The sequence below is a fragment of the Microaerobacter geothermalis genome (genome assembly GCF_021608135.1).
Taxonomy (GTDB): Bacteria; Bacillota; Bacilli; order DSM-22679; family DSM-22679; genus Microaerobacter; species Microaerobacter geothermalis.
Genome location: NZ_JAKIHL010000002.1, coordinates 22,384 through 46,738 on the forward strand (window position 1 = coordinate 22,384; position 24,355 = coordinate 46,738).

Below are 24,355 nucleotides of genomic sequence, written 5' to 3' on the forward strand. Positions count from 1 at the left end.
ATATCAAGAAAAAAAGTATTGACATTAAAGTCAGGTTTAAGGTTTATACTGATTTCAATCAAATATGGAAGGTGGTGATTTGACATGGCAAAACGCCAAATTGAAATTTTTATCGCCGGATGCCCACTTTGTGATGAGACAGTCAAGTTAGTTAAAGAGTTAACATGTGATAACTGCGAGGTACAAATTTATGATCTTCGCCAGGGATGCGCTACAAATGAGTGCCTTGATAAAGCAGCCCTATATGGTATACACCGTGTTCCTGCCGTTGCCGTCGATGGTAACCTTGTGGAATGTTGTGAGAAGCAAACACCGATTTCCCGCGAAACCCTTGTAGCCGCCGGTATTGGACAAAGATAAAAAATGGTAGGGAGGGGAAATTCCCTCTCCCTTTCCTGAATGAAGGGGGTATATAATTTTGAAAGAGGGACTCTTTATAGGTCAATTGAGCAAAAAAATAGGCATTCCAACCCAGACTGTTCGTTATTATGAGCAACTGGGATTAATAGATCCGCCTAAGAGGACAGATACACAATATCGTATCTATTCCGAAGAGGACGAAGCACGATTGCGATTTATCCTACATGCCAAACTCTTTGGTCTGTCTCTCGAAGAGATCAAGGAAATTATCCAACTTAGTGATCTGGGGATCGAACCTTGCGAAAACCTCAAAGGGATGGTCAAAAAGCACTTGGACGAATTAAACCAGCGTATCCAGGAGATGATTGCCTTTCGCGATGATTTGGCTCGCCGATACGAAAAACTGGATATGTTAGACTCGTGTCCTGAGGCCCATGCCGGCAAAATCTGCAGGTTTATTGAGCGCGAAATATGAATGTGATGAATTGACTTAGAGAGCAAGAAGCAATGTAACATATTGCCGTATCGAATCTTCCTATACACGAAAGCGTCCGGTGAGTTGATTCAACTCAGATGCCAGTTTTTGAAAGGCTGTGGAATAGGAAGAAACCGCTTGATTTACAGAACTTTGTTCCTCGACCTGGGCGAGAACTTCCTCTGAGGCAGCTGCCGTCTCCTGCATTGCTGCACTCAGCTTTTCCATAGTGGCAACCAATTCATGTTGAAATTTCTTGATTTTCTCTGTGTCCTTTGACACCACTTCAGTGCATGACTCTGCCTGGGAGATTTTATTGGTAATTTCTTTAAAAATGTGGGAAGTATTGCTTATGAATTCTTTTCCCTTCTCTACTTCCCCGAGACCTTGATCAATAATATGCACGGCATCGGCAGCATCAGATACGGTTTCCTTGACTATCGTAACAATTTCCTTGGCAGAACGGCCTGATTCTTCCGCTAGCTTCCTGACCTCACCTGCCACAACTGCGAATCCACGGCCCTGCTCCCCTGCCCTGGAGGCTTCAATGGCAGCATTTAGCGCCAATAAATTGGTTTGTTCGGTAATGGAAGTAATCACCTGAACAATTTTTTCAATCTGGTTTCCTCTTTGATAAACCCTCTTAATGACTTGATCGGAGTGTTGGACCACTTCGAAAATCTTATCAATTTGCCCCCCCACTTCTGTAAACAATTGATCCCCTTTCGTAGAGTGAAGGGAAATATCTTGACTTACCTTCAATAAATGGTTTGATTGATTAGTAACTTCATCCAACCAAATAGCCACATCGGATAATTGATGATGAATTCCTTGAACCTGATCGGCAAGTGCTTGAATATTCTCTGCGGTGTGTTCCATAATTTGCGAAATCTCTTTGCCCTTCATTTCCGTATTTTGAGAAGCTGCAGCTAATTGTCCGCTTGAAGACATTAATTGAGAGACGCATTCCTGAACCTTCAACAGCAAGGTTTGTAAGGCTTTCGCCATCTCATCAATGGTAAGGGCAATCGGTTTTAAGTGTCCCACCTTCTTCTCTCGAATGTCAATTTGAAAGTTTCCCTCTGCCATGCTCTTGGTGGATTCAACAATCACTTCCATCGGTTTGACAATGCGCTTATAATTTAATCCTCCGGTGACACAACCTACAAGAGCACCCCCAAATGCGGTAATTAACAAGGTATATCCCACATCTTTAATATCACTTATTCCGTTGTACCAAATCACGGCCAATCCAATCAGCATGGCACCAGGAACGGCAAAAACCATGGTTCTTACCAGATATCTCCATAAGGAAACCGCTTTTTTATTCATTTTAATCGGTGCATGGAACCCAATAGCACCTGCCCCCCCTTTCGTCCTTGGACATTTTCAAACGGGTCTTTTAACCAAATCACGTATTAATGAATGAATACTCATTCTTTTTAGATAATTTATTCGATACGGATGATTCAATTCCTTCAACCTGGAAAATTTTTTTAAAGAAAGATATGTCATGGATAAAAAAACCTGGACTTCTTTCGAATCGTCCAGGTTTCATCATAAACCAATATCACTAAATTCCAGTATTCTTGACGCTAAGTGATCCATTTCTTCCACCTGTTCAATTAATCCTTCAGCGCCCTTAGCCAATTCTATGGCAATCTGCTCAAGTTCTGCAATCTGTTCTTTCACTTCTAAATAAGTATTCCTTATAGTTTCTAAGTCGTTTTCCATTTCAACAGCTGATTGGTTAACCAATAAAGCCAGATTTCTCATTTCATCAGCCACAACCCGAAAAACCCTTCCCCTCTCTCCATGTCTTGCTGCTTCTATACTGCTGTTTAACGCAAGAATATTGGTCTTTTGGGCTATTTCTTTTATTCTTTTTACAATTTCTTCAGATTCCCGAGTGGCGTCGGAGGTTTTTAACATTAAACTAGACCAAATGTGTCCAATGGATGATAATTCCTGAGAACCGGCTGAAAGGGTTGCAGACGTTTGATTGACTACCTGCATGGTATTATGTAATTTTTTTGCCATATTTAGTAATTTGTCTTCCCGTTCCAAGGACATAGAAAGAGAAATTCCACCAATAACCGTACCATCCAAATTTCTAATGGGAAGGGCGGTCACTAAATAGGGAAAACCGAACAATTCTGAACCTACTTTTGTCATCAGCTTCTTCCCTGAAAATATGGCTTGCCCCATACCCGAGGTTGGCAATAAAGGATCGCCAACTTTTACCCCATGGTTCATCTTTCTTCCGGGAAAATAGGCTTCCAATTGATTTAAGCTGCAAATGGCAATGGCGCAATCCTCAGGTATCAGTTGCTGAATCATGGGTGCAGTATTTATGATATCATTTAGAATTTTTTTATCATCGATCATCATCATCAACACCCCCATGGAAATCAGGTCTTCTAGATAAATAAAGCCCTTCAGATATCCAATTAAATACTGAATCATTGAAGAAAAACCTGCTCCAACTTGTGTAGGAACAGGTTTGATTTAGAATGATCTGACTGATTGTTCCATTAAATCATGATCCCGCCATCCACATGCAATACCGTACCATTGACATAGTCGGAATCATCGGAAGCGAGAAATAGATACGCCTTCGCAATATCCGAGGGCTTACCCAAACGCTGCAGCGGAATTTTCTCGATCATCTTTTCTATCACTTTTTCCGGTACCTTCGCCGTCATTCCTGTTTCAATAAACCCAGGAGCTACCGCATTGACACAAATCCCCTTCCGTCCCAATTCCTTGGCCCAGGTCTTGGTCATTCCTACAACACCAGCCTTGGTGGCTGCATAATTGGTTTGCCCAATATTTCCGTATACTCCTGAAATGGAAGAGGTATTAATAATTTTTCCCTTCCCCTGTTCAATCATATGGGTAATAACCGCTTGGGTACAGTAAAAGACACCGCTTAAATTGACATCAATCACCGTCTGCCACTGTTCCGGCGTTAATTTCGTCAGCATACCATCCCTGGTAATTCCGGCATTGTTGATCAGAATATCGATTTTGCCGTATGTGTTTAATGCAGTTTCCACCATTTGCTTAACACTTTCCACCTTGGAAACATCCACTTTTTGAAAGATGGCAGCAGCCCCTTGTGCCGTTAACTGATTCAAAACCTCTTCACCGGCAGCTTGATCAAAATCTGCCAATACCACCTTGGCCCCTTCCCGGACAAATTGAAAGGCAGTTTCCCTGCCAATACCGTTAGCTCCACCTGTAATAATCGCCACTTTGTTGTGAAGTCTCTTTCCAATCTGAATACCGTCTTCTTTCTCTATTGTACTCATGAAGTCGACCTCCAATATTGATAAAATTTAATCTAAAAAATTAGTGACCTCATTTAGCAACTGGTCCAAATCATCTACTAACGGAGAGTGCCCGCAACCCTCCAAATAGACCAACCTGGCATTTGGCCCCATGTCCTCCATGATTTCCAAGGTCATTTGTTCCGTTACCACTAGATCATTTCTTCCCCATAAAACAAGGGTGGGAACCTGAATGTTGGCTACATCACCTGTTCCTTCAACAAGCCCGTTATGCTGATTGCTTATATTAAACGAATTTAAAGCATAATACACATCCACCAGATTCCGCTGGGTAAGCATATCTTCCAGATAGGCATCATATCTGGCTTCATCCGGCTGGTGACGGGTATAAATGACCGCGTTCCAAAGCGCCTTCAGAAAATTCTTGTCCCTGTTTTCATAAGCCGTGAGTATAGGTATAGTCCTCGCTTGATCAGCAGCAATATCCTCTTTGGTATTTAGCCGCTGATCCAACAACGGCATTCCGTTTTTATCAGACCGGTAAAAAGGATATCCTCTGGTGGAGGCAGAAGCAAGCAAGATCAGTCGATTAACATAACCAGGATGATCTGCAACAAACTGCATGGAAACCCCGCCCCCTGTAGACCAGCCCATCAATGCAAAATCTTTCAGGCCCAGTGCATCAACAAATAATTTCACATCATCAGAAAAATCCTTTAGTGAATCGATCGGTTTGTTATAGGTAGAAATTCCAAAACCACGAAGATCCACGGCATATACCTTAAACCCGGGATCGATATTTTCCATCACCAGATCCCAATGCTTTGAGGATGTCATATTTCCATGAATCAGAACCAGAACTTTCTCCCCCCCTTCTCTCTCACGATAACCAAGGGTCTCCCCATTGTCCAGATTAATAGATTTAAGATTAATCAATACTGCCTCCTCCTTTCGCTAATTGACCAATATAAAATCCCAGACAATCAATTTTATATATAGAGACGGAATTAAAGAATTTATACGGACAGCCTTCGAGTTCGTACTGAGCGGCGAAACTAAAGAACGGGAATTAGCCCTCAAACTGACTCCACTTTAGAAATACCCAGATGTTTTTGAGGACTCCGTTTTTTAGACTTGAAGCGGACATTAATTCCATCTGGGCCGAACTCGACTAGCCGACGTGTAAATCTTTAATTCCAGATCTGTAGAAAGCAATAGAAAGCTAACCCCACCTGATGGTAGTGGCTCCCCAGGCATAACCGATTCCGGCACTTACCAGGACTACCACATCCCCATCCCTTATCCTTCCTTCCTTCAGCCCCAGTTCCAGGGAAAGAATTTGATCGATTTGTCCAATATGTCCATAATCGCTTAAATAGATGGATTGTTCTTCGGATAGTCCCAATTCCCTTAATACATGATCATGGGCCGATTTCTTCATGTGGAGAATTGCTAAATAACGGATATCTTTCTCCTGGTATCCGCTTTTTTCAAGGGACATACGGATGACATTCAGAAAATGATCCATCGTCTTTTGCTCCAGCCGCTGCTTCATGCCTTCAGGATCAGTGACATCCAGGTAGTTTAATCGCTTTTCAATGGCTTCTACTGAAATCGGCCTTTTCGTTCCACCGGCAACCACAACGACATCTTCCGAAAATGAACCGTCCGTTATCAAATGGCTTTCCAGAACCTGATTCCGAGGATATCCTTTTTGCAGGATGATCGCTCCCCCTCCTGCAGCCAGGTTATACATAAATCGGGTTCTTGGATTTTTGTAATCGATATAGTCGCAGTTGCGATAACCCCCGGCCAGCAGCACGGTATGAATGGATGGGTCTGACCTCATCATATCCTTGGCCATTTTAAGCGCCATGACTGTCGTTCCGCACCGGAGAGCCACATCAAAGGCCCATGCATTGACGGCTCCCACCTCATGCTGCAATTTTATTCCAGCGGTCCATAACAGATATTCTTTATGCTCTTCTCCAATGTAGATCACAAGGTCAATTTCCCCTGGATCGATCCCGGCCTTTTCAATGGCCAGACGGGCGGCTCGAATCCCCATTTCGCAAGTGTGGTCATCCCTGTCCGGTATAGGTTTTTTCCTGATTCCCAGCTTGTTTTCCACAACTTCTTGAGGAAGACCTGCTTCTTCGGCAATCTGACGGCTCGTCATAAAGGTTTTCGGAATATATATCCCTGTGCTTACGATACCAATGCCAATGGGCACAGATGGTTCACTCATTCTCCAATCACACTCCCATATTTTGTTTCATCTATTAAATAACTTCATGTCTACGCCGTTTTTTTCATCTGGATTTCGCCCTTTATTTTTCTCCTTTTCCACCAATGCTTCGCCGTACCCACAATTCCCAAGGGGAAGAACATCACCGTGAGAATATAAAGAATGCCAAAGAAGATGATCCAGCGCTCAAAAATCCAGTAAACCTTGGCCAATCCCGTTAACCAGTGATGGGCAAAATCGATTAACCCAGCACCGATAATGGCTCCAAATAATGTCCCCACCCCGCCGATGATGGTCATCAGCAGCGCGTCCAGAGTAACATCAATGCCAAAGACTGCGGTATTTACAAAACGAAGGGTAATGGCATACATCGAGCCGCTTAACCCGGCAATCACCCCTGACACAATGCTGGCGATGACTTTGTAGTGAAGCACGGTATACCCAAGGGATTCCGTCCTTTGCTCATTCTCCCGTATCGCCTGCAAGATCCTCCCCAAAGGAGATTCTGTAAATCGTCTAAGAAACAACAGCACCATGACCATAAAGAAAAATGAAATGAAATAAAAGACGATTCTATCTTTAAATACGGCAGGAATTGAAAAGGTGAATCCATCATTACCCATGGTTAGGGATCTCCACTTCTCGGCAACCACCAGGAACAACCCGGAAAAAGAGAGGGTCAGCATGGCATAGAAGTGGCTCTTTAACCGAAGGGAGAGAATCCCCACTACGTAACTGAGCAGAGCGGTCAAAAGAATCGTGATCACCAGTGATAACAGAAAAAAACCAATGGTGTTATCCATTTTTTTCAGCATTATCCCGGTAGAATAAGCACCGATTCCGAAGAACATGGCATGACCGAAGGATACAATTCCCGTATATCCCAAAAGCAAGTCATAGCTCATGGCAAAAGCGGCAAAAATGAATACCTGTGTTAATAAAATCAACAGACTTCTTGAGTCGTTTATAAATGGAAATAAAATAAGCAGCACACCGACAAAGATTAAAAAGAGGTTTGATTTGGTTAAGAATCGCATAAATATTTGTCCTCCATTCTCACAGTTATGCCTTTTGACCGTCGAATAAACCGGAAGGTTTAAAGATGAGGACAACGGCCATTAACAGCATGTTAACGGCAAGGGCTGCATCCGGTACATAATAAGCCATAAAAGCCCCAGAAAGTCCAACCAGAATCGCTGCCAATGCCGATCCCGTTATGCTGCCCATTCCTCCAATAATGACGACAATAAACGCAAGAATGGCAAATTCCATTCCCATTTCGGCATAGATAACCCCGGAATAGGGTCCAAGGAGCACACCTCCTAAGGCAGCTAATGCGGAACCCAGCATAAACACCAGGACAAAGATTTTTTTGATGTTGATTCCTAAAGCCTGTACCATTTCCTTATTCATGACCCCCGCCCGAACGATCAAACCAAGCCTGGTCCGGTTTAACAAATATTGCAGACCGATAAAAACCAGGACTCCGATGATAATGATAAAGAGACGATACTTGATTAAAATGACCCCTCCCATTGACCAGCTTCCATCCAGGTATCCAGGGGGACGGGCACTTAACTGATTAGGCCCCCACACCACTTTCAGCATTTCACTTAATACCAGCATGACCCCCAAAGTGATTAAAATCTGCTGAATATGATTCCCGTACACGGGCTGAACGATATACCGTTCCATCAGCCACCCTAAAATAATCCCTGTAATGATCGCCCCTGCAATGCCGATCATGAAACTGCCAGTTTGCGAATATAGCCAGATTCCTGAATAGGCTCCCCATGCAAACAGACCTCCGTGAGCAAAGTTCAGGACATCCATTAATCCAAAAATCAAGGTTAAGCCTACAGCCAAAAGGAATATCAGCATACCTGTGGCGAGGCCGTTGATTGTCAGATTTAAAATTACATCCATTGATAAGACCTCCTTTCCACATGGTCATCAGGCAATTCCTAAATATTGCTTTTTCAACATGTCATCCTGTTTTAATTCATCCATCAGGCCATGATGGACAGTTCTGCCGTCATCAATGATATAAAAACGGTCACCAATGGTGCTGGCCATATAAAAATTTTGTTCAACCAGCAAAACGGTCGTCTTATGCTTCATCTCGGCAATCGACTCCATGACTTTCTCCACGACAATAGGAGCTAATCCTTTACTAGGTTCATCAATTAATAAAAGATCATTGTCATTAACATATGCTCTGGCAATCGCCAGCATTTGCTTTTGCCCTCCGCTCAAATTCCCACCTTTCCTTCTCCAGAAGGTTTTTAAATCAGGAAATAGGTTAAGAATCCACTCCTGTCTTTCCATGGCATATTCATCATTTTTCTTCATGGCTACTTTCATATTTTCCTCAACCGTTAATTGGCCAAAGATTCCTTGGTCTTCCGGTACGTAACCTATCCCTTTTTGAGCAATGGTGTAAGTGGGTAAAGCATGGATCTCTTCATCTTTGAAACGAATCTTACCTTTAGCGATAGGATTTAGCCCCATAATGGAACGAAGAGTTGTTGTCTTTCCGGCTCCATTTCGTCCCAGGAGAACGGTAACTTCTCCCTTTACCACCTCAAAAGATATTCCTTGTAAAATATGGTATTGATCAATATAAGTCTCAATTTGTTCCACCTTAAGAAGCATCATACAAGCCCCCCAAATACGCAGATTGCACCAGATCGTTGTCCATGATTTCCTGGGGAGAGCCGTCTGCAATCAGTTTTCCGTTAAAAAGAACGGTCAGACTGTCGGACAAATCCAAAACCATATCCATCTTATGCTCGATCAGCACAATCGTCCGTTTCCCTTCCTTTTTAATATTTCGGATCACCTGAAGGATGGTCGGCACTTCTTCCAAAGACATTCCCGCCGTTGGCTCATCCAGCAGCAGCACTTCTGTTTCCAGTGCAAGAAGCATCGCAATTTCCAGCTTTCTTTTTTCACCATGGGCTAAATTCTTGGACAAAGCATCCCATTTTTCCTCAAGCAGAACCGTTTTTAACAGTTCATGTGCTTTTTCTTCAAATTGATGATACTTCTTAAAATGAGACATCATCTGATAGCGGACACCAGCCTGGGACTGAACCGCCAGACGAACATTCTCCAGTACCGTCAGATTGGGAAATACGTTGGTAATTTGAAAAGAGCGGCCAATTCCCAACCGGGTTCTAGAAGGCGGGGACAGATCCGTGATATCTGTCCCCTTAAAGAACACCTTTCCCTCGGTTGGTTTGAGCTGTCCACTTAACAGGTTAAACAGTGTCGTTTTCCCGGCACCATTCGGCCCGATAATGGATGTAAATTTTTTTGCGGGTATCTTCAAATTTACACGGTTTACCGCAACATGGCCGCCAAAGGAAATGGTTAAGTTTTTTGTTTCTAGTATCAAACTCATCTCCTCACCCACTTGTCTTTGGTTTCATGATTATTTTTGATTTCGAACAGGGGGTGCCGTTTCTTCCGGAGAAAGTTCTCGAATCAATACCGGCACCGGATAATCAAATCCTTCCTTGTTTTCCAATCTGATGGCATACATGGTTTGAAGGGCCTGATGGTCTTCAGGTCGGAATGTCATGGTTCCCTTGGGAGTTTCAAAGGACATTCCTTCCATGGCTGAAATAAGGGCATCTGTATCACTGACATCTCCGTTTACTTTCTTTACAGCCTCTACAATGGCTATAGCCGCAGACATGCCACCTGGAGTAAATAAATCTGGTACTTCACCGTTAAAACGCTTCTTATGCTCTTCCACAAGCCAATCATTTACTTTGTTATTTGGAAGAGTATAGTGATAAACCGTAAATCCTTCCATTCCAACGGCAGCCCCCATGGTTTTTAATGCAGCAATATTTGGGGCCCCGGTAGATAACTTAATGCCTTGTTCTTGCACCTTCATATCGGCAAGCTGGGTCCAGGGGGTATTGGCTCCTGCCCAAATGACATATAGATAATCCGGTTTTACATTAAGAATCTTTTGAATATTTGCCGTAAAGTCAGTCGCCTTCGGATCGGCAAATTCTTCAAGAACAATAGTTGCTCCTAATTTTTCGGCTGCTTCTTTAAATGCTGCCACTCCGTCACGACCAAAGGAATAATCTGGCGCCAGAGTAGCGATTTTCACACCCTCTTTGGCAATGGCTGCTGCTCCAGCCACTGCATCCTGGGAGGAGTTGCGGGCGGTCCGGAAAATATACTTGTTCCAGTTTGCACCTGTTATGCTATCTGCCACTGCTGGTTCAACAACCATTACAGTTTCATATTCCTCTGCCAACGGAAGAACAGCTAGCGTATCCCCCGAGCTCGTAGCTCCAACCAGGAAATCTACCTTATCTTCTTCAAGGAGCTTGGTGGCTTTCTGAACAGCCACATCCGGTTTTGTTTCCGTATCTTCTACAATAAATTGAATAGGGCGTCCATTAACGGTTCTTGTGCCATCCGTGGCATAATCCAATCCCAACTCAAACCCTTTTAATGTTTGTTTTCCGTATATCTCCAATGCTCCTGTTAATGAGGCCAACACACCGATTTTGATAGGCTCTTTATCCTCCTTGGCACTATCATTATTGCTGCTTGAAGCGGTGCTTGAACCTGCTTCAGTACTGGGACTGGAGTTTGAACCGCTGCTTCCTTGATCTGTACTTGAGGTCTTAGAACTTCCGCAAGCGGTTAGAAAAACTGCGATCAAAAGGATTAAAACATAAACACCCAATTTCACAGTTTTTTTCTGAAACATGCGATTTCCCCCTTTTTTATACTTTAAGAAAGTTTAACTTCCTTAAAGGAATAAAGTATAAGAATTTTCTCATTTTAATCATAGACATCTCAGGTTACAAATCAGTTACATCCGGTATTAACCCTTTGCTTATACATTCCATTGAATCACTGTAGCAGCCCAGGTATATCCCGTACCAGCACTTACGGCAACAATCAAATCACCCTTTTTCAGCATCCCTTGCTGCTCTGCAAAGTGCAGCCCGATACAAGGATCAAGGGCAGACATATGGCCATATTCATCAAGATAAATAGCCTGTTCTTCCCGCAGTCCCAACTGTTCCAATAATTGAAGAAACATCGATTTCTTTGTATGGAGAGGCAATAGAAAATCAATATCATTTAATGAATACCCGCTGTTTTCCACAGCTTTTTTTACCACGGAAACAAAATTGGGAATGGAAACGGGGTCTAATCTTTCTTTCATGTCCAGCGGGTTTTTCACATCTATGTAGTGAAGCCTATTTTGTACCGTTTCAGTATTTGCAGGATTTACCGATCCGCCGGCCGGAACTTTTACATCATCATAAAAGGAACCGTCAGTCAGAATGCTGGAACCAAGAATCCTGTTTTTTTCAATTCCCCGCTTCACCAGAGCTGCTGCTCCCCCATCGGCAAAATTAAACATAAATCTGGACCGTTCATTGTTGTAATCAATAATTTGCGATTCTTTACACCCCCCTACCAAGAGAATGCTTTTAATAGAGTGGTCTGCCACAATCATATCTTTGGCCACCTTTAGTGCAATCGGAAAACAGGAACTTACATTCATCATTTCAAAAGCATAGGCATTTTTGGCACCAAGTTCATGTTGAATTTTCGGTGCACATGACCAAACGGGATAATCTTTGTGAGGGCTTCCAAAGTATATGATGACATCAATATCCAAGGGATCAATTTTTTCCAAAATGGACCGTCCAGCAAAGATGGCCATATCCGAGGCATGGATGGAGGAATCGGAGACATGCTTTTGTCTGAGCCCGAATTTATGGAGGATTACATCTTCTGGAAGCCCAGTTTTCTCAGATAAATCCCGTGCCGTTTCGATTTCCGGAGGAAAGTAGACTCCGGTTTCGGCAATACCTACAGCAATTTCTCTTATCCTGTCCCTATCCATTTTTATTTTCTCTCCTTTCATTTCATGATGAAATCATTCATTTCCATATTCCCTTTTTAATAGGGGCTTATCAATTTTACCCGTTGCATTCTTCGGGAGTTGATCAAGAAACAGAATGGATTTGGGCACCTTGTATCTGGCCAAACGGCTAAAGCAATGATTTTTTAAATCCTCTTCATCAAGACGGGCTCCCGGTTTTAACGCAACAAACGCTTTTGGCACCTCACCCCACTTCTCATCGGGAACCCCTATGACTGCCACTTCATCCACAGCCGGAATTTCATTAAGCACCTGCTCCACTTCCAGGGGATAAATATTTTCACCTCCGGAAATTATCATCTCTTTCATCCTTCCGGCAATATAGACAAATCCTTCATCATCTTTTCTGGCTAAATCACCGGTATGAAGCCATCCGTCTTTAATGGTTTTGGCCGTTTCATCAGGTAAATTCCAGTATTCTTTCATTACATTGGGACCCTTTACCAACAATTCTCCTGCTTGACCCGGTTTTGCATCATGACCAGATTCATCCACAATTCGGATATCACAAAACAGGGCCGGTTTTCCAATGGAGCCGATTTTTCGTTGATAATCCTCCTTTGACAGCATAAACACGGTAGGGGAGGTTTCCGTCATTCCAAACCCCTGACCAAAGGGAATTCCCCTGTCAAGAAAGAATGAGATTAATTCATGGGCACAGGGTGCTCCACCGCTATACAGCCAGCGAATACTGCTAAAATCAGTTACAGCAAATTTCGGACTTTTTCGAAGGGCATCATGGATAGCAGGGACCCCCATCACAATGGTAACCCGCTGCTCTTCAATCATGGAAAGGGCCTGTTCCGGATTAAACTTTCGGGGTACAATAACTGTCCCTCCCGCCAGTAAGGCAGGGAAGGCAAACAAGCCAATTCCTCCGATATGAAAAAGGGGCAGAAGGGTTAAAATGTGATCTTCTGAGGTAATATCAATGGCCAGGTTGCAGTTTAAAGCATTCCAAAACATATTTTCCTGTGTAAGTACGGCACCCTTGGGACGGCCCGTTGTTCCTGAGGTATAGCAAATCAAGTAGGGAGATGAGCCATCCACCGATTCAACCCTAAACGGATCGGTTGAATATTTGGCCGCTTGGTCAAACAGTGAAAGCGAGGGGCCGCTGCTGTCCAGCCATGCGATCTCTTTTATTTCCATTAAATCCTGCAACTGTCCCACAACGCTTGTAAATTCGCTTTCCGTGATCAGCAATTTTGTTCCGCTATCTTTCATCTGGAACTCCAATTCCCTTGCAGAAAGGCGAATATTTAAAGGAACAGCGATACATTCGATTTTGGCCAGGGCAAAAAGCAGAATCAAGTACTCAATTCCATTCATGGCCAGAATCGCCACACGGTCCCCTTTTTGCAATTGATAGACTTCAGTCAGCATTCTGGCCACCCGATTGATTTCCTTGCTCATTTGATAATAATTGAGGCTTCTGTCCTCTCCGATTAACGCTGTTCGTTCAGGAGTGATTTCACCCCGCTTGTCAATCCAATAGACAATCCCGTTCATTCTTTCTCCCCCTTGAAAGGCCTTTAAAAATGAAGTTCATCATATCGTTAAACACGCGATCGGGGACATCCTGGTTTTCCCAATACACCCATCTCATCCCGATAAATTGACTGATTCCCATCAAGCAATACGCGACGGTTTCCGGATCAAACGATTGTATTTCCTTTTGCCCAATGGCCTCTTCAATCCCTTTGATGTAACCGCTTGCAATCCTTTCATAATACCGGCGGTAAAGTTCCTCATCCACCAAAACTGCCTGTTGCACAATGCTGTACAGGTCCCGGTGATTTTTCACCCATTGGAAGAAGGTGCGAAATCCGATCCGTTGTGCCTCTTCAAAATTGCGTGCGTTCGCCACTTCGGACCTGATCTGATTCCTAAAATCTTGACTTAACTGCTTCACCAATGCTTCAAAGATCTCCAGCTTGGATGAAAAATAATTGTAAAAAGTCCCTTGGGCAACATTGGCCTGTTGCGTAATATCCACAACGGAGGCATTAAAATAGCCCTTCCTTCCAAATACTTTCTCAGCAGTATCCAGCAATTTTTGTCTGGTTTTTGCTCCTTTTTTGGTTAATGGCATTTGTAACCCATCTGCTTGAATCGTTTTTTCTGACATATGATTCACCTCTCAGTTTTTGATTATAATTAATTATCTGAAATTTTTCAATAGTTTTTCTTATATAATTAAAAATCATCTTAATAGTATAAAAAATAAACCTCTTCACCCAAAAAACGAAGAGGGGATATGTCACTCCATCTGCTTAATCATCGTATACATTTGTTTTGTGGTAATCATTGGGGAAACCCCCATCTCTTTTTCCAGATGATCACAGCATCGTTGGTACCACTTTAATGCCTGGGAACGATTCTTTTTTTGGTAATAACAAAACATCAATAACCGATAAGCTTCTTCCCAACAGGGGTCCTTTTTCAAGATCTCTTCACACCAGGGGATCGCCTGATCATAATCTTCCACTTCCACATAAAGCTGGGCAAGCCTTTCCGCTCCCCTTAAGAACAAATCCTTGAACCTCTCCCGTTCCTCAATACACCAATCATCATAGAGTCGATCCGGGAGATAATCCCCTTCATAAAATTCCAGACCCTGCTGCAGCCAGATGCGAGCCTTAAAATGATCTTTTTCTTCAAGGCCATCCTGAATCCACCGCTCAAATTCCATGGTATCCAACTGAATCCCTGTACCAAAATTTAATCCGTATGAAGAGCCCTCCCGTTGTATAAAAAAGGGGGCAGATCTTGCCGTTCGATTGGGCTCCAATGCTTTGTTTAAGGCATTCAGGGCCACTTTAAAGTCCCTGGATCCCGCCTTTTCATCCAACTCAGGCCATAATAGAGAGAGAATTTTTTCCTTTGGCAGCAGTTTTTGTCTTTTTGTTATCATTAATTGAAAAAGTTCCTTTGCTTTTCCTCTTTGCCAATCCTTTTCTTCCACTTCCTTCTCCCCAAGCCATACCCGAAATTTTCCCAATGTTTGAACCCGCAAGGTGTATCCCGGATGGGAGTTCACATTGTCAATCCCTAATTCTGTTAACAATCGGGAAACATAGCGTCCGTGAACTTTCCTTTTTTGGGCTTCCAGCAACAGGGGAACGATCCTCTGAATATCTCGTGGTCCAAACATTGTACGGTTTTGAATGAGAAATTCATATTCTCCCAGCTGCATCAGCTTCAAGAAGCGTCCCATATATTTATCAAATGAATTCCAGTCTTCTGTGAAGAAAAACATCATGGACTGCCACAGATAAGTCACTGTCAAACCATAGCTATCTCCACACTGGTTAAAGGCCTCTTTACATTGTTCCAGAATAAGTAACGCTTGCTGCCACTGTTGATGATTGACATAAGAGACTCCCATTCCTAACCGGATCAGGGTAGACAGCCAGAAATCATTTACCCGTTCCGTCTCTGCCAGTGCCTGTTCCCCGTATTGCACCGTTAAATCCAATGAGCCATCATATCCATGAAGCAGAGACAGTCCCATTAAAGGTTCAGCCTTGCCCCGGGAGACATTCAACTGATCCATAATTTCCAGCGACGTTTTATAGCAGTGGATGGCCATTTCCAGATCATATTTGGTTAACATTTGCACCGCATGGCCCATCCTCATCCAGCCAACGGCCTCCACAAATGGAGCCTTGCATTTTACTCCCTGCATAATTCCAGTTTCCGCCAATATCTTGGCTTTCTCGGGCTCTCCCATGAAAGAATGGATCAGGGAGAGCAGAAGATCCGTCTCCCTATGGGAGCGGGACAGATGTTTTTGGTCCCTTACATCTTCATCCTGTTTCCCTCTTTCGAGAATCTTCCGGGCAGATTGAAGCTTCCCTGTCCTCAAATGAAGCCTGGCTTCCAATTGTTGATCCTGAAAATCTGATCTGATCTTCCTTATTTCTCCAAACCATTTTCCCGCTTCGGTTGCACGGCCTGAATTAATCAAGTTTTCAGTCATGAAACTGTATAAACGGATCCGAGTTTCTTCCAATGGATCCTCTATTTTATTCATGACTTGAATCGCTTTCTTTAAAAAGAAGTCTGCCTTTCCCGGTTGAATCGTATCAAGATAAATTTTTGCCTGTCCTTCCAAGGCAGCACTTTCGCCATAGGCGTCCCCGGCATCTCTTGCCAGCTCTTCCGCTTTAGTATAGCAGCCCATGGCATTTTCGTATAAACAGCGAAAACGATAGACTTCGCCCTCATAGACCCAGATCAAGGAGTATCTGTCTTTCACCGGAACAGGAATCTTTTGAACGATTTCCAACAAGCTTTCCAGCTGCCCATTCTCCAACATTTTCCTTCCATATGTATGAAGCAATTCTGCCAACGCTTCATGTTCACCAATGGACTGAAGATGAAAAATGGCCTGATCCTGTTGATTGTTTGATTGATAATATCGGGCAGCTAAACGATGAAGTTCCACATACCGGTAGACGTTCTTCTTCAGCTCCTGCTGCAGGAAATCCTTAAATAGGGCATGATACCGATACTGATGATCTCCCACATGAATCAGAAACAAATTTTTGTTGCTTAGCATCTCCAACATTTGTCTGGAATTTTCCTGTTTGATCACCTCGTCACATACAGACTCTGTCAATGGGTCAAAGATGCTGGTTTCCAGCAAAAATCTCTGGATTTCATAGGGTTGTTTCATCAGGACTTCCATGGCAAGAAAAGAGAACAAATCTTCCATGGATTCGGCGTTACTCTCCAGTATCTTTTTTAAATCTCCCTTGGCCATCAGCTGCTGCCAAATCATTTGGATTGCAATAACCCATCCTTCTGTTTTCTTATAGATTTGTTTCACCTGGTTAGGCGTAAGAGGAAATTCATAGCTATCTGAAAACAGGACATCTATCTCTTCTTCTTTGAAAGCCAGGTCTTTTTCTGTAAGTTCCAACAAATTTCCTTTTACCTTCATCTGGGTTAACAGGTCCCAATCGGGCCTCGTTCGGCTGGATACAACAAGATGAATATGTTCGGGCAAATGCTGAATGAACCAAACCATCCACTGCCTGATGCCGGCAGAATGCTCAACCAGATGAAAATCATCAAGAACCAGCAGCAACTCCCTGGATAAAAAGGTGAGTTCATTGACGAATTCTGAACATAGCGAACGAATCTCTTCTTCCCGAATGAATCGTTCTCCTTTTGTCATTTTTTCAAGCCATTCTCCTCCAAAGGAGGGGACCTGAGTTCTAAGGGCATGAATCAGATACGTGACAAAGGGGATAATCTCATCATCATTCTCTGAAATGCTGTACCAGCAATAGGAAATGGTTTGATCACGCAAGAAGGACGAAATCGCAGTGCTCTTCCCATATCCGGGACCGGAATGGATCAATGTGAGAGGGTAATCGATCAACTGTTTCATTTTCCTTGTCAAGGAAGGACGCCTCAATATATGATGTTTTAATCGAGGTGGCAACAGTTTGGTATTTAAGATGTTTATTCTCCCGCTCATCTCGCTTTCACCCCCCCGTCAGACTCTCCTTTCCTATTAATTTATCATAGAAGAGAATATGAACAAAGCCTTGTGTTATCAAAAAGTCCGGGTAAAATTGCTGTTGATTTAAAGAAAAAACCTGGTGATTTCACCAAGCAAATCACCAGGGTTTATCTCAAACTTCTCATGATTTCTTTTTTGTCAATTTTGCCAACAGGGGTTTTAGGTAGTTCCTTCAAGATGATAAATTTTTTCGGAACTTTATACTTGCCTAGCTGCCCGGAACAGTACTCCTTCAACTGATCGGCAGTAAGTGATGCTCCTTTTTTCAACACAAGGACTGCAGTCACCACTTCTCCCCATTTCTCATCGGGCAGACCGACGACCGCCACTTCATCCACAGCCGGATGCTGACTGAGCAGATGTTCCACCTCCAGAGGATATACATTTTCTCCCCCGGTAATAATCATATCTTTTTTTCTTCCAACGATATAAAAATATCCGTCCTCATCCCGTTTCCCTAAATCCCCTGTGTATAACCATCCATCGATGATGGTTTCATTAGTGGCTTCAGGGTTGTTCCAATAGCCGGAAAACACATGGGGCCCTTGAATCATGATTTCGCCAACCTCCCCTGGTTTTACTTCCGCTCCACTGGAATCCACCAGCTTGACCCTGTTATACATCATTGTTTTTCCCACTGAACCCCTCTTCTTCCGGGATTCAGAAGGATCAATAAAGAAGTTGTTTGGTCCTGCCTCGGTTAGTCCATACCCCTCTTTAAAAGCCAGTCCCTTCGCTTCAAAGGCTTGATAAATCGTATGCTGGCAGGGTGCCCCGCCGGAAAGAAAGGTATGCATACTGGGAAAGCCAGATTCCTCAAATTCCTTTGTTTGAATCAGCATGTGATACATCGTGGGAACCATTAATACAATGGTACATTGATATTGATTGATCATTCGAATGGTTTTTACCGGATCAAATCCCCTTGCAAGGACTACCGTGCCCCCCATATGAAGGATGGGGATGGAAAGGGCATTCAACCCTCCGGTATGAAACATGGGAAGCAGTGTCAACGTCACATCCTTGGCGGAAAGGTCCCAGCTAAGGATGGTATTAATTGAATTCCAGGAGATGGCCCGATGGGACAACAAGACTCCCTTTGGTTTTCCGGTTGTTCCCCCTGTATAGATAATAGCCAAAGGATCTTTTTCTTCCACGTTTTCCGAGAAAAAATGATGATCCAGTCGAGGCAGATGTCCATCATCCGATTTATCCACGGGCAACCGGAAGGGAACGGTCAATTCACTGGCCAACGCTTCCAAACTTCCGTGGTAAGTCAATAATTTGGGGGTACAGTCATGCAACATGTAGTTTAATTCATGGACAGACAATCTCCAATTCAAAGGGACAAAAATAGCCCCCAGCTTCATACAGGCAAATAAAAAATCAAAGGTACTGATATGATTTGGGGATAAATAGGCGATCCGATCCCCTTTCACAATCCCTAATGAACGCAAATATGCTGCCAAATGACAGGCCCGCTGATTCAGCTGACCATAACTCCACTGCTCTCCTGTTTCCCCATCAATGACAGCCGTATGTTCAGGAGTTAACCGGCTCCTGCTTTCCAGCCAATCGGTTTCCCAACTCACCAACAATCTCTCCCTTTATGTATGTGTTATTCTAAGAATAGTAAAAGGGAGTTGCAATTGGGTTACAATCGATTCCTTTACTCTTTTTTGTCAGGAATAGGTTCATTTTCAAATATTCCGTATAAGTTTTCACTTCGGGAACCACTGCATGTCGCAATGTTCTTTACCTAGTGAAGGGGTTTGTCAGGTTTTATGCAAAAACAATCTTATTAAAATCGGCGAAAGATTTGATTAAACGATCCAATTTCTTTAGGAGAGCAAGGCGATTGTTTCTTACCTGCTCATCATCCACCATCACCATGACTTGTTCAAAGAATTGGTCAATGGAGGGCTTCAACACCTGCAATGCAGCATAATAAGCATCCATATCCTCTTCCTTATCGGCTTCATGTACTTTCTCCGCACTTGCCATAAATGCTTTATATAGCTCTCGCTCTGCTTCTTCCAAGAAAAGGTCGGTGTTTATCTCTTCCTCTTCTCCCTTTCCTGCCAGATTAAATACCCGAGTAAAGGCTTCAACCGTTCCTTTAAAGGATTCTTCTTTCAGTTGTTCCATCAGGATGTCAGCCTTTTTGACCACTCGTTTTACCTGTGAAATATCCACCTGCAGCACAGCATCGATCACATCATAGCGGGTATTTCTTTCCTGAAGGGTATTTTTCAGACGCAGGGTAAAGAAATCATACAGATCTTTTCTTACTTCTTCCACCTTTCTTTTCAACAGCTGCCGTTTGTGAAAGGTATTCAGGGTAATGGTAAAGAGCTGGTCAAGGGTGACCGGCAAATCCTGATCCAAAAGAATGGAAACCACTCCGGCCGCCTGCCTTCTTAAGCCATAGGGGTCCTGGGAACCTGTTGGAATAATGCCAATGCCAAAGCAGCCTACGATGGTGTCCAGTTTATCAGAGATGCTGACAAGACCTCCTGTGACGGTGGAAGGGAGCTGATCTCCGGCAAATCGGGGCAGATAATGTTCGAAAATACCCTTGGCTACTTCCTCATCTTCCCCTGCTATTCTGGCGTATTTTTCCCCCATGATTCCCTGAAGTTCAGGGAATTCATATACCATATTGGTGACCAGGTCAAACTTGCAGATTTCGGCAATTCGATCCACTTTCTCCACTTTATCTTCATCCAGCTTTAACAATTCACAGATTTCACCGGAAATCTCACGAATTCGCTGAACCTTGTCTGATATCGTCCCCAATTCTTCATGAAATACCACGTTCTCCAATTTGGACAATCGGGAGGAAATGGATACCTTCTGGTCCTCTTCATAGAAGAACCGGGCATCAGCCAACCGGGCACGAAGGACCTTTTCATTTCCTTTGGCCACGCCTTCCAGATTTCGGTCATCCCCGTTCCTTACCGTCACAAAGTGGGGAAGAAGATTGCCCTCTTTATCTTCTACCGGGAAATAACGCTGATGTTCCCGCATGGAAGTGACCAGTACTTCCTGTGGAATCTTTAAGAACTCCTGATCAAATGAACCGTATAAAACCGTCGGATACTCAACAATATAAGTGACTTCTTCCAGGAGTTCCTCATCGATTGGGATCACCCAACCCTTGTCTGCGGAAAGGCGGCGAATCTGCTCAACAATCAAATTCTTTCGCTGTTCCACATCAACGATGACAAATTCTTTCAACAGCATCTCCTGATAGAATTCAGGAGCAGGTATGGTCACTTCGTTTCCAAGGAAGCGGTGTCCCCTCGAAAGATTTCCTGTTTGAACACCAGCGATTTCAAAGGGAATGATCTCTTCGCCAAAAAGGGCTACCAGCCATCGAATGGGCCGAACATATCGAAGGTCGAAGCTTCCCCATCGCATATTCTTCGGGAAGGTCATCCCGGTGATCACCTGTTCCAATTGTGGCAGGAGTTTTTTTGTTTCCGTACCCGCCGAGCGTTTTCTAACGAAAACATACTCGTTTCCATTGACTTCTTTAAAATACAAATCATTGACCGTGACTCCCTGTCCCCTGGCAAAGCCTTCGGCCGCTTTCGTCCAGTTCCCTTCCTGATCCAGAGCAATTTTCTTAGAAGGTCCCTTTGCTTCTTCATCCAAATCCTCTTGCTTTTCAGATACCGTCTGAACAAGGACCGACAGGCGGCGGGGAGTAGCATAAGCAGTCGCCTCACCAAAAGGTATCCGCTGGTTTTGCAGCCATTCAGTCACTTTCTCTTTTAATTGGTTCATTGCCCCTTCTACAAATCGGGCCGGGATTTCTTCCAATCCGATTTCCAACAGCAAATCCTTTGCCATTTACTTCACCTCCAAACGAGTCAACATGGGAAAGCCTAATTTTTCCCGTTCCTGATAATAGGTTTGTGCAACCTGGCGGGCCAAGTTTCTTACCCTGCCAATATACCCGGTTCTTTCCGTCACACTGATGGCTCCCCTGGCATCCAGCAGATTAAAGGTATGGGAGCATTTTAATACATAATCATATGCCGGAAAAACCAAGTTCTGTTCCATCGCCCTTTTCGCTTCCTGTTCATAGGTATTAAACAGGGAAAACAACATGCTGCTGTCTGACACTTCAAAGGTGTATTTGGAATGTTCATATTCCGGCTGATGGAACACATCTCCATAGGTAAATCCATTCACCCATTCCAGATCAAATACGTTTTCCTTTTCCTGAATATAAGATGCCAACCGTTCAAGTCCATAAGTAATTTCAACGGATACCGGATGGCAATCCAATCCACCCACCTGTTGGAAGTAAGTAAATTGGGTAATCTCCATTCCATCCAGCCATACTTCCCAACCAAGCCCCCAGGCCCCCAGGGTTGGCGCTTCCCAATTATCCTCTACAAACCGGATATCATGGAGAAGAGGATCAATCCCTAAGGCTTTCAAACTATCCAGATAAATTTCCTGAATATTATCGGGGGACGGCTTCATAATCACTTGAAACTGATGGTGCTGATACAACCGGTTTGGATTCTCCCCATAACGGCCGTCAACCGGTCTTCGGGAAGGCTCTACATAAGCCACGTTCCAAGGCTCCGGCCCGATGCTTCTTAAAAATGTCATGGGATTCATCGTTCCTGCTCCCTTTTCCACGTCATAGGGCTGAACGATTAAACAATTTCTTTCTGCCCAAAAGTTTTGCAAAGTAAGGATGATTTGCTGAAAATTCATTTTGGCACCTCCAAAAAAATGTACATTATTATAATTACTGTTCGCTGTAATCATCTTTGTAGGAGAATTTCCTTTCTATCTTCTCTCTGCTTGAATTCCTGCAAAGAAGTATTAGTGTCCGTTCAGACTTTCTGACTCGGTGCTTCGGGAACATCTGGGTAAATCAAAGTAGTGAGACTACCCTCAGCTTTATCCTCGCCAGAAAGTCTTTACTAAGATGGAATTCAAAAATCGTTCAGATTAGAAAGGAAATTCTCCGTCCAGATATAACAGACCGACGTGAGAACAATGTTTCAGCTATAAAGAAATAAAAAACCCGCCTCCATGCTCCTAGCATAGGGACGAGTACTTTCTCGCGGTTCCACCCTATTTGGCTAATATCCAATTAGCCCTCTTTCCAAATCGATGCTCCAGAACGCCCTTCACCAATACCTGCTATTGGGCTTCCACCGTCCCCAACTCGCTTGAGAGTATTTGCCGACAAAATACGGCTTACCCACTCATGAAGCAGGAAAATTGGTTACTCCTTTCCTTCACTGCATCCATTTTATCCGATATGTGATTACAAATATAGCGAAAAAAAACGGGATTGTCAAACCCGTCTTTCCACCACCAGCGTATATTTTTTTACCAACATTGCCGTCAATCCTATAAGGGATATCCGAGGAAACCAGTAAGCCAGTAGACCACCAATGGTAACAGGTAAAGAAACCAATTCTCTCTTTCCTTCATAAACGGAGATTCGTACCGTATTCACTTCTTTTACCAGTTCTCTGATGGTACTCCAAAGGTCCAGTCCGGATAATCTGATTTGCTCTTTCCAAGTATTTTCCTGATTTTCCCTTCCCTTATTTTCCCTTTCAATGATAGCAATGGCTTCCATTACCTCATTATCCGCTTCCAACAATGTCTTTATAGCCTTTTCTTCATTGCATCCGGTGTGTCTCTGTATCATATCTATCAACGGATTCTCAGTAGCATAACTCATGATGTCACCTCAACCGGTCTAATTGATCTAGAAAACGCCTTGATTTTAGCTGTAATCCCGTGTGGGTTTCCATAAAGCGGCGGAGAACCTGATCCAGCTGACCCTTCGTTTGTGGGGAAACAGAAATGTTCCCTAATCTCTTCACGTCAATAGTTTGAAATAATCGAAGGAGCTTTAAGGTTCCGGGCAATAGAGAAACTGCATCTTTGTCAAGACGGGAACAAGCCATGCAGAGAATTCCCCCCTCCGTAATACTGAAAAACATGGGAAGATCGTTTCCCTGACATTTCATACACCTTTCCAAACGGGGTTGGTACCCACTTGCCTGCAGGATCTTCACTTCAAATATTCTGGTTAGTATTTCTTCATCTTTTCCAGCAGAAAGGTATTGCAACGTGGTGAGCAAAAGTTCAAAAAGATCGGTATTCCTTTCACGTTCCTCTGTCAATCGATCCATTAGTTCAAAATAATAAAGTGCATAGGAAGTTTTGGTTAAATCTTGTCGTATCTCCTGAAAAGAAGAAATAATCTCTCCTTGGCTTATATTGCCCAGCTGTGAACCCGTATGGAGAAGATATATGCCATGGGTTAACACCTGAGAAACAGAGGAAAGCCTGCTCTTCGTTTTCTTGGCCCCCCTGGCCATGGCTCCGATCTTTCCCCATTCCCGAGTGTAAAGGGTAATAATTTTGTTTCCCTCTCCGTAATCCACGCTGCGGATAACAATCCCTTCGGCTTTACTCAACATTGGTGTTCCTCTCCATCCCCCACGGC

General features: G+C 43.5%; 21 protein-coding genes. 2 read left to right on the forward strand and 19 right to left on the reverse strand.

Annotated features, from left to right (window positions below; all coding sequences use genetic code 11):
• Positions 1–84: 84 nt before the first annotated feature.
• Together L1765_RS02160 and L1765_RS02165 are read left to right on the forward strand one after the other, a co-directional pair.
• Positions 85–360, forward strand: coding sequence for a thioredoxin domain-containing protein (locus tag L1765_RS02160; RefSeq protein ID WP_236404073.1), 276 nt, complete (start codon positions 85–87; stop codon positions 358–360).
• A gap of 58 nt (positions 361–418) precedes the next feature.
• Positions 419–835, forward strand: a complete 417-nt coding sequence (locus L1765_RS02165; RefSeq protein ID WP_236404075.1) for a MerR family transcriptional regulator — start codon at positions 419–421, stop codon at positions 833–835.
• Between the two features lie 60 nt (positions 836–895).
• Here L1765_RS02165 and L1765_RS02170 read toward each other — a convergent pair whose 3' ends face one another.
• The 19 genes from L1765_RS02170 to recO form a co-directional block, all read right to left on the reverse strand.
• A complete protein-coding gene (locus L1765_RS02170) occupies positions 896–2,167 on the reverse strand; it encodes a methyl-accepting chemotaxis protein (protein ID WP_236404076.1) in 1,272 nt (423 codons plus the stop codon).
• A gap of 225 nt (positions 2,168–2,392) precedes the next feature.
• Positions 2,393–3,301, reverse strand: a complete 909-nt coding sequence (locus tag L1765_RS02175) for a methyl-accepting chemotaxis protein (RefSeq protein ID WP_236404079.1) — start codon at positions 3,299–3,301, stop codon at positions 2,393–2,395.
• A gap of 68 nt (positions 3,302–3,369) precedes the next feature.
• The gene (gene fabG / locus L1765_RS02180) at positions 3,370–4,149 is read right to left on the reverse strand and encodes a 3-oxoacyl-ACP reductase FabG (protein ID WP_236404083.1); all 780 of its coding nucleotides are present in this window, start codon (positions 4,147–4,149) and stop codon (positions 3,370–3,372) included.
• A 27-nt stretch (positions 4,150–4,176) separates the two neighbouring features.
• Entirely contained in the window at positions 4,177–5,064 is an 888-nt protein-coding gene (gene phaZ, locus L1765_RS02185; protein WP_236404086.1) for an intracellular short-chain-length polyhydroxyalkanoate depolymerase, read from the reverse strand.
• A gap of 286 nt (positions 5,065–5,350) precedes the next feature.
• Positions 5,351–6,376 carry a 3-oxoacyl-ACP synthase gene (locus L1765_RS02190; protein WP_236404090.1) on the reverse strand — a complete coding sequence of 342 codons (1,026 nt, stop codon included), beginning with the start codon at positions 6,374–6,376 and terminating at the stop codon, positions 5,351–5,353.
• 50 nt (positions 6,377–6,426) lie between these two features.
• On the reverse strand, positions 6,427–7,413 hold the full coding sequence (locus tag L1765_RS02195; RefSeq protein WP_236404096.1) for a branched-chain amino acid ABC transporter permease: 987 nt from the start codon (positions 7,411–7,413) through the stop codon (positions 6,427–6,429).
• Positions 7,414–7,438: 25 nt separating this feature from the next.
• Entirely contained in the window at positions 7,439–8,302 is an 864-nt protein-coding gene (locus L1765_RS02200; protein WP_236404098.1) for a branched-chain amino acid ABC transporter permease, read from the reverse strand.
• A 27-nt stretch (positions 8,303–8,329) separates the two neighbouring features.
• Positions 8,330–9,034, reverse strand: a complete 705-nt coding sequence (locus L1765_RS02205) for an ABC transporter ATP-binding protein (protein ID WP_236404100.1) — start codon at positions 9,032–9,034, stop codon at positions 8,330–8,332.
• Positions 9,021–9,782 carry an ABC transporter ATP-binding protein gene (locus L1765_RS02210; protein WP_236404109.1) on the reverse strand — a complete coding sequence of 254 codons (762 nt, stop codon included), beginning with the start codon at positions 9,780–9,782 and terminating at the stop codon, positions 9,021–9,023. Before L1765_RS02210 ends, L1765_RS02205 begins: the two co-directional genes overlap by 14 nt.
• Positions 9,783–9,812: 30 nt before the next feature.
• The gene (locus L1765_RS02215) at positions 9,813–11,120 is read right to left on the reverse strand and encodes a substrate-binding domain-containing protein (RefSeq protein WP_236404112.1); all 1,308 of its coding nucleotides are present in this window, start codon (positions 11,118–11,120) and stop codon (positions 9,813–9,815) included.
• Between the two features lie 129 nt (positions 11,121–11,249).
• Complete coding sequence (locus tag L1765_RS02220; RefSeq protein ID WP_236404499.1) at positions 11,250–12,251, reverse strand: 3-oxoacyl-ACP synthase; 1,002 nt, start codon at positions 12,249–12,251, stop codon at positions 11,250–11,252.
• 57 nt (positions 12,252–12,308) lie between these two features.
• The gene (locus L1765_RS02225) at positions 12,309–13,826 is read right to left on the reverse strand and encodes an o-succinylbenzoate--CoA ligase (RefSeq protein WP_236404115.1); all 1,518 of its coding nucleotides are present in this window, start codon (positions 13,824–13,826) and stop codon (positions 12,309–12,311) included.
• A complete protein-coding gene (locus tag L1765_RS02230) occupies positions 13,801–14,445 on the reverse strand; it encodes a TetR/AcrR family transcriptional regulator (RefSeq protein WP_236404118.1) in 645 nt (214 codons plus the stop codon). The genes L1765_RS02225 and L1765_RS02230 overlap by 26 nt, the downstream gene beginning before the upstream one ends.
• Before the next feature lie 132 nt (positions 14,446–14,577).
• Complete coding sequence (locus tag L1765_RS02235; RefSeq protein ID WP_236404121.1) at positions 14,578–17,808, reverse strand: BTAD domain-containing putative transcriptional regulator; 3,231 nt, start codon at positions 17,806–17,808, stop codon at positions 14,578–14,580.
• Positions 17,809–17,960: 152 nt separating this feature from the next.
• Positions 17,961–19,445, reverse strand: coding sequence for an acyl-CoA synthetase (locus L1765_RS02240; RefSeq protein ID WP_236404123.1), 1,485 nt, complete (start codon positions 19,443–19,445; stop codon positions 17,961–17,963).
• Positions 19,446–19,635: 190 nt separating this feature from the next.
• Positions 19,636–21,711, reverse strand: a complete 2,076-nt coding sequence (gene glyS / locus L1765_RS02245) for a glycine--tRNA ligase subunit beta (protein WP_236404125.1) — start codon at positions 21,709–21,711, stop codon at positions 19,636–19,638.
• Positions 21,712–22,593 (reverse strand): glycine--tRNA ligase subunit alpha, encoded by an 882-nt coding sequence (gene glyQ / locus L1765_RS02250; RefSeq protein WP_236404126.1) that lies wholly within the window; start codon positions 22,591–22,593, stop codon positions 21,712–21,714.
• 592 nt (positions 22,594–23,185) lie between these two features.
• The gene (locus L1765_RS02255) at positions 23,186–23,581 is read right to left on the reverse strand and encodes a DUF4342 domain-containing protein (RefSeq protein WP_236404133.1); all 396 of its coding nucleotides are present in this window, start codon (positions 23,579–23,581) and stop codon (positions 23,186–23,188) included.
• Positions 23,582–23,585: 4 nt separating this feature from the next.
• Positions 23,586–24,329 carry a DNA repair protein RecO gene (gene recO / locus L1765_RS02260; RefSeq protein WP_236404135.1) on the reverse strand — a complete coding sequence of 248 codons (744 nt, stop codon included), beginning with the start codon at positions 24,327–24,329 and terminating at the stop codon, positions 23,586–23,588.
• Between the last annotated feature and the right edge of the window lie 26 nt (positions 24,330–24,355).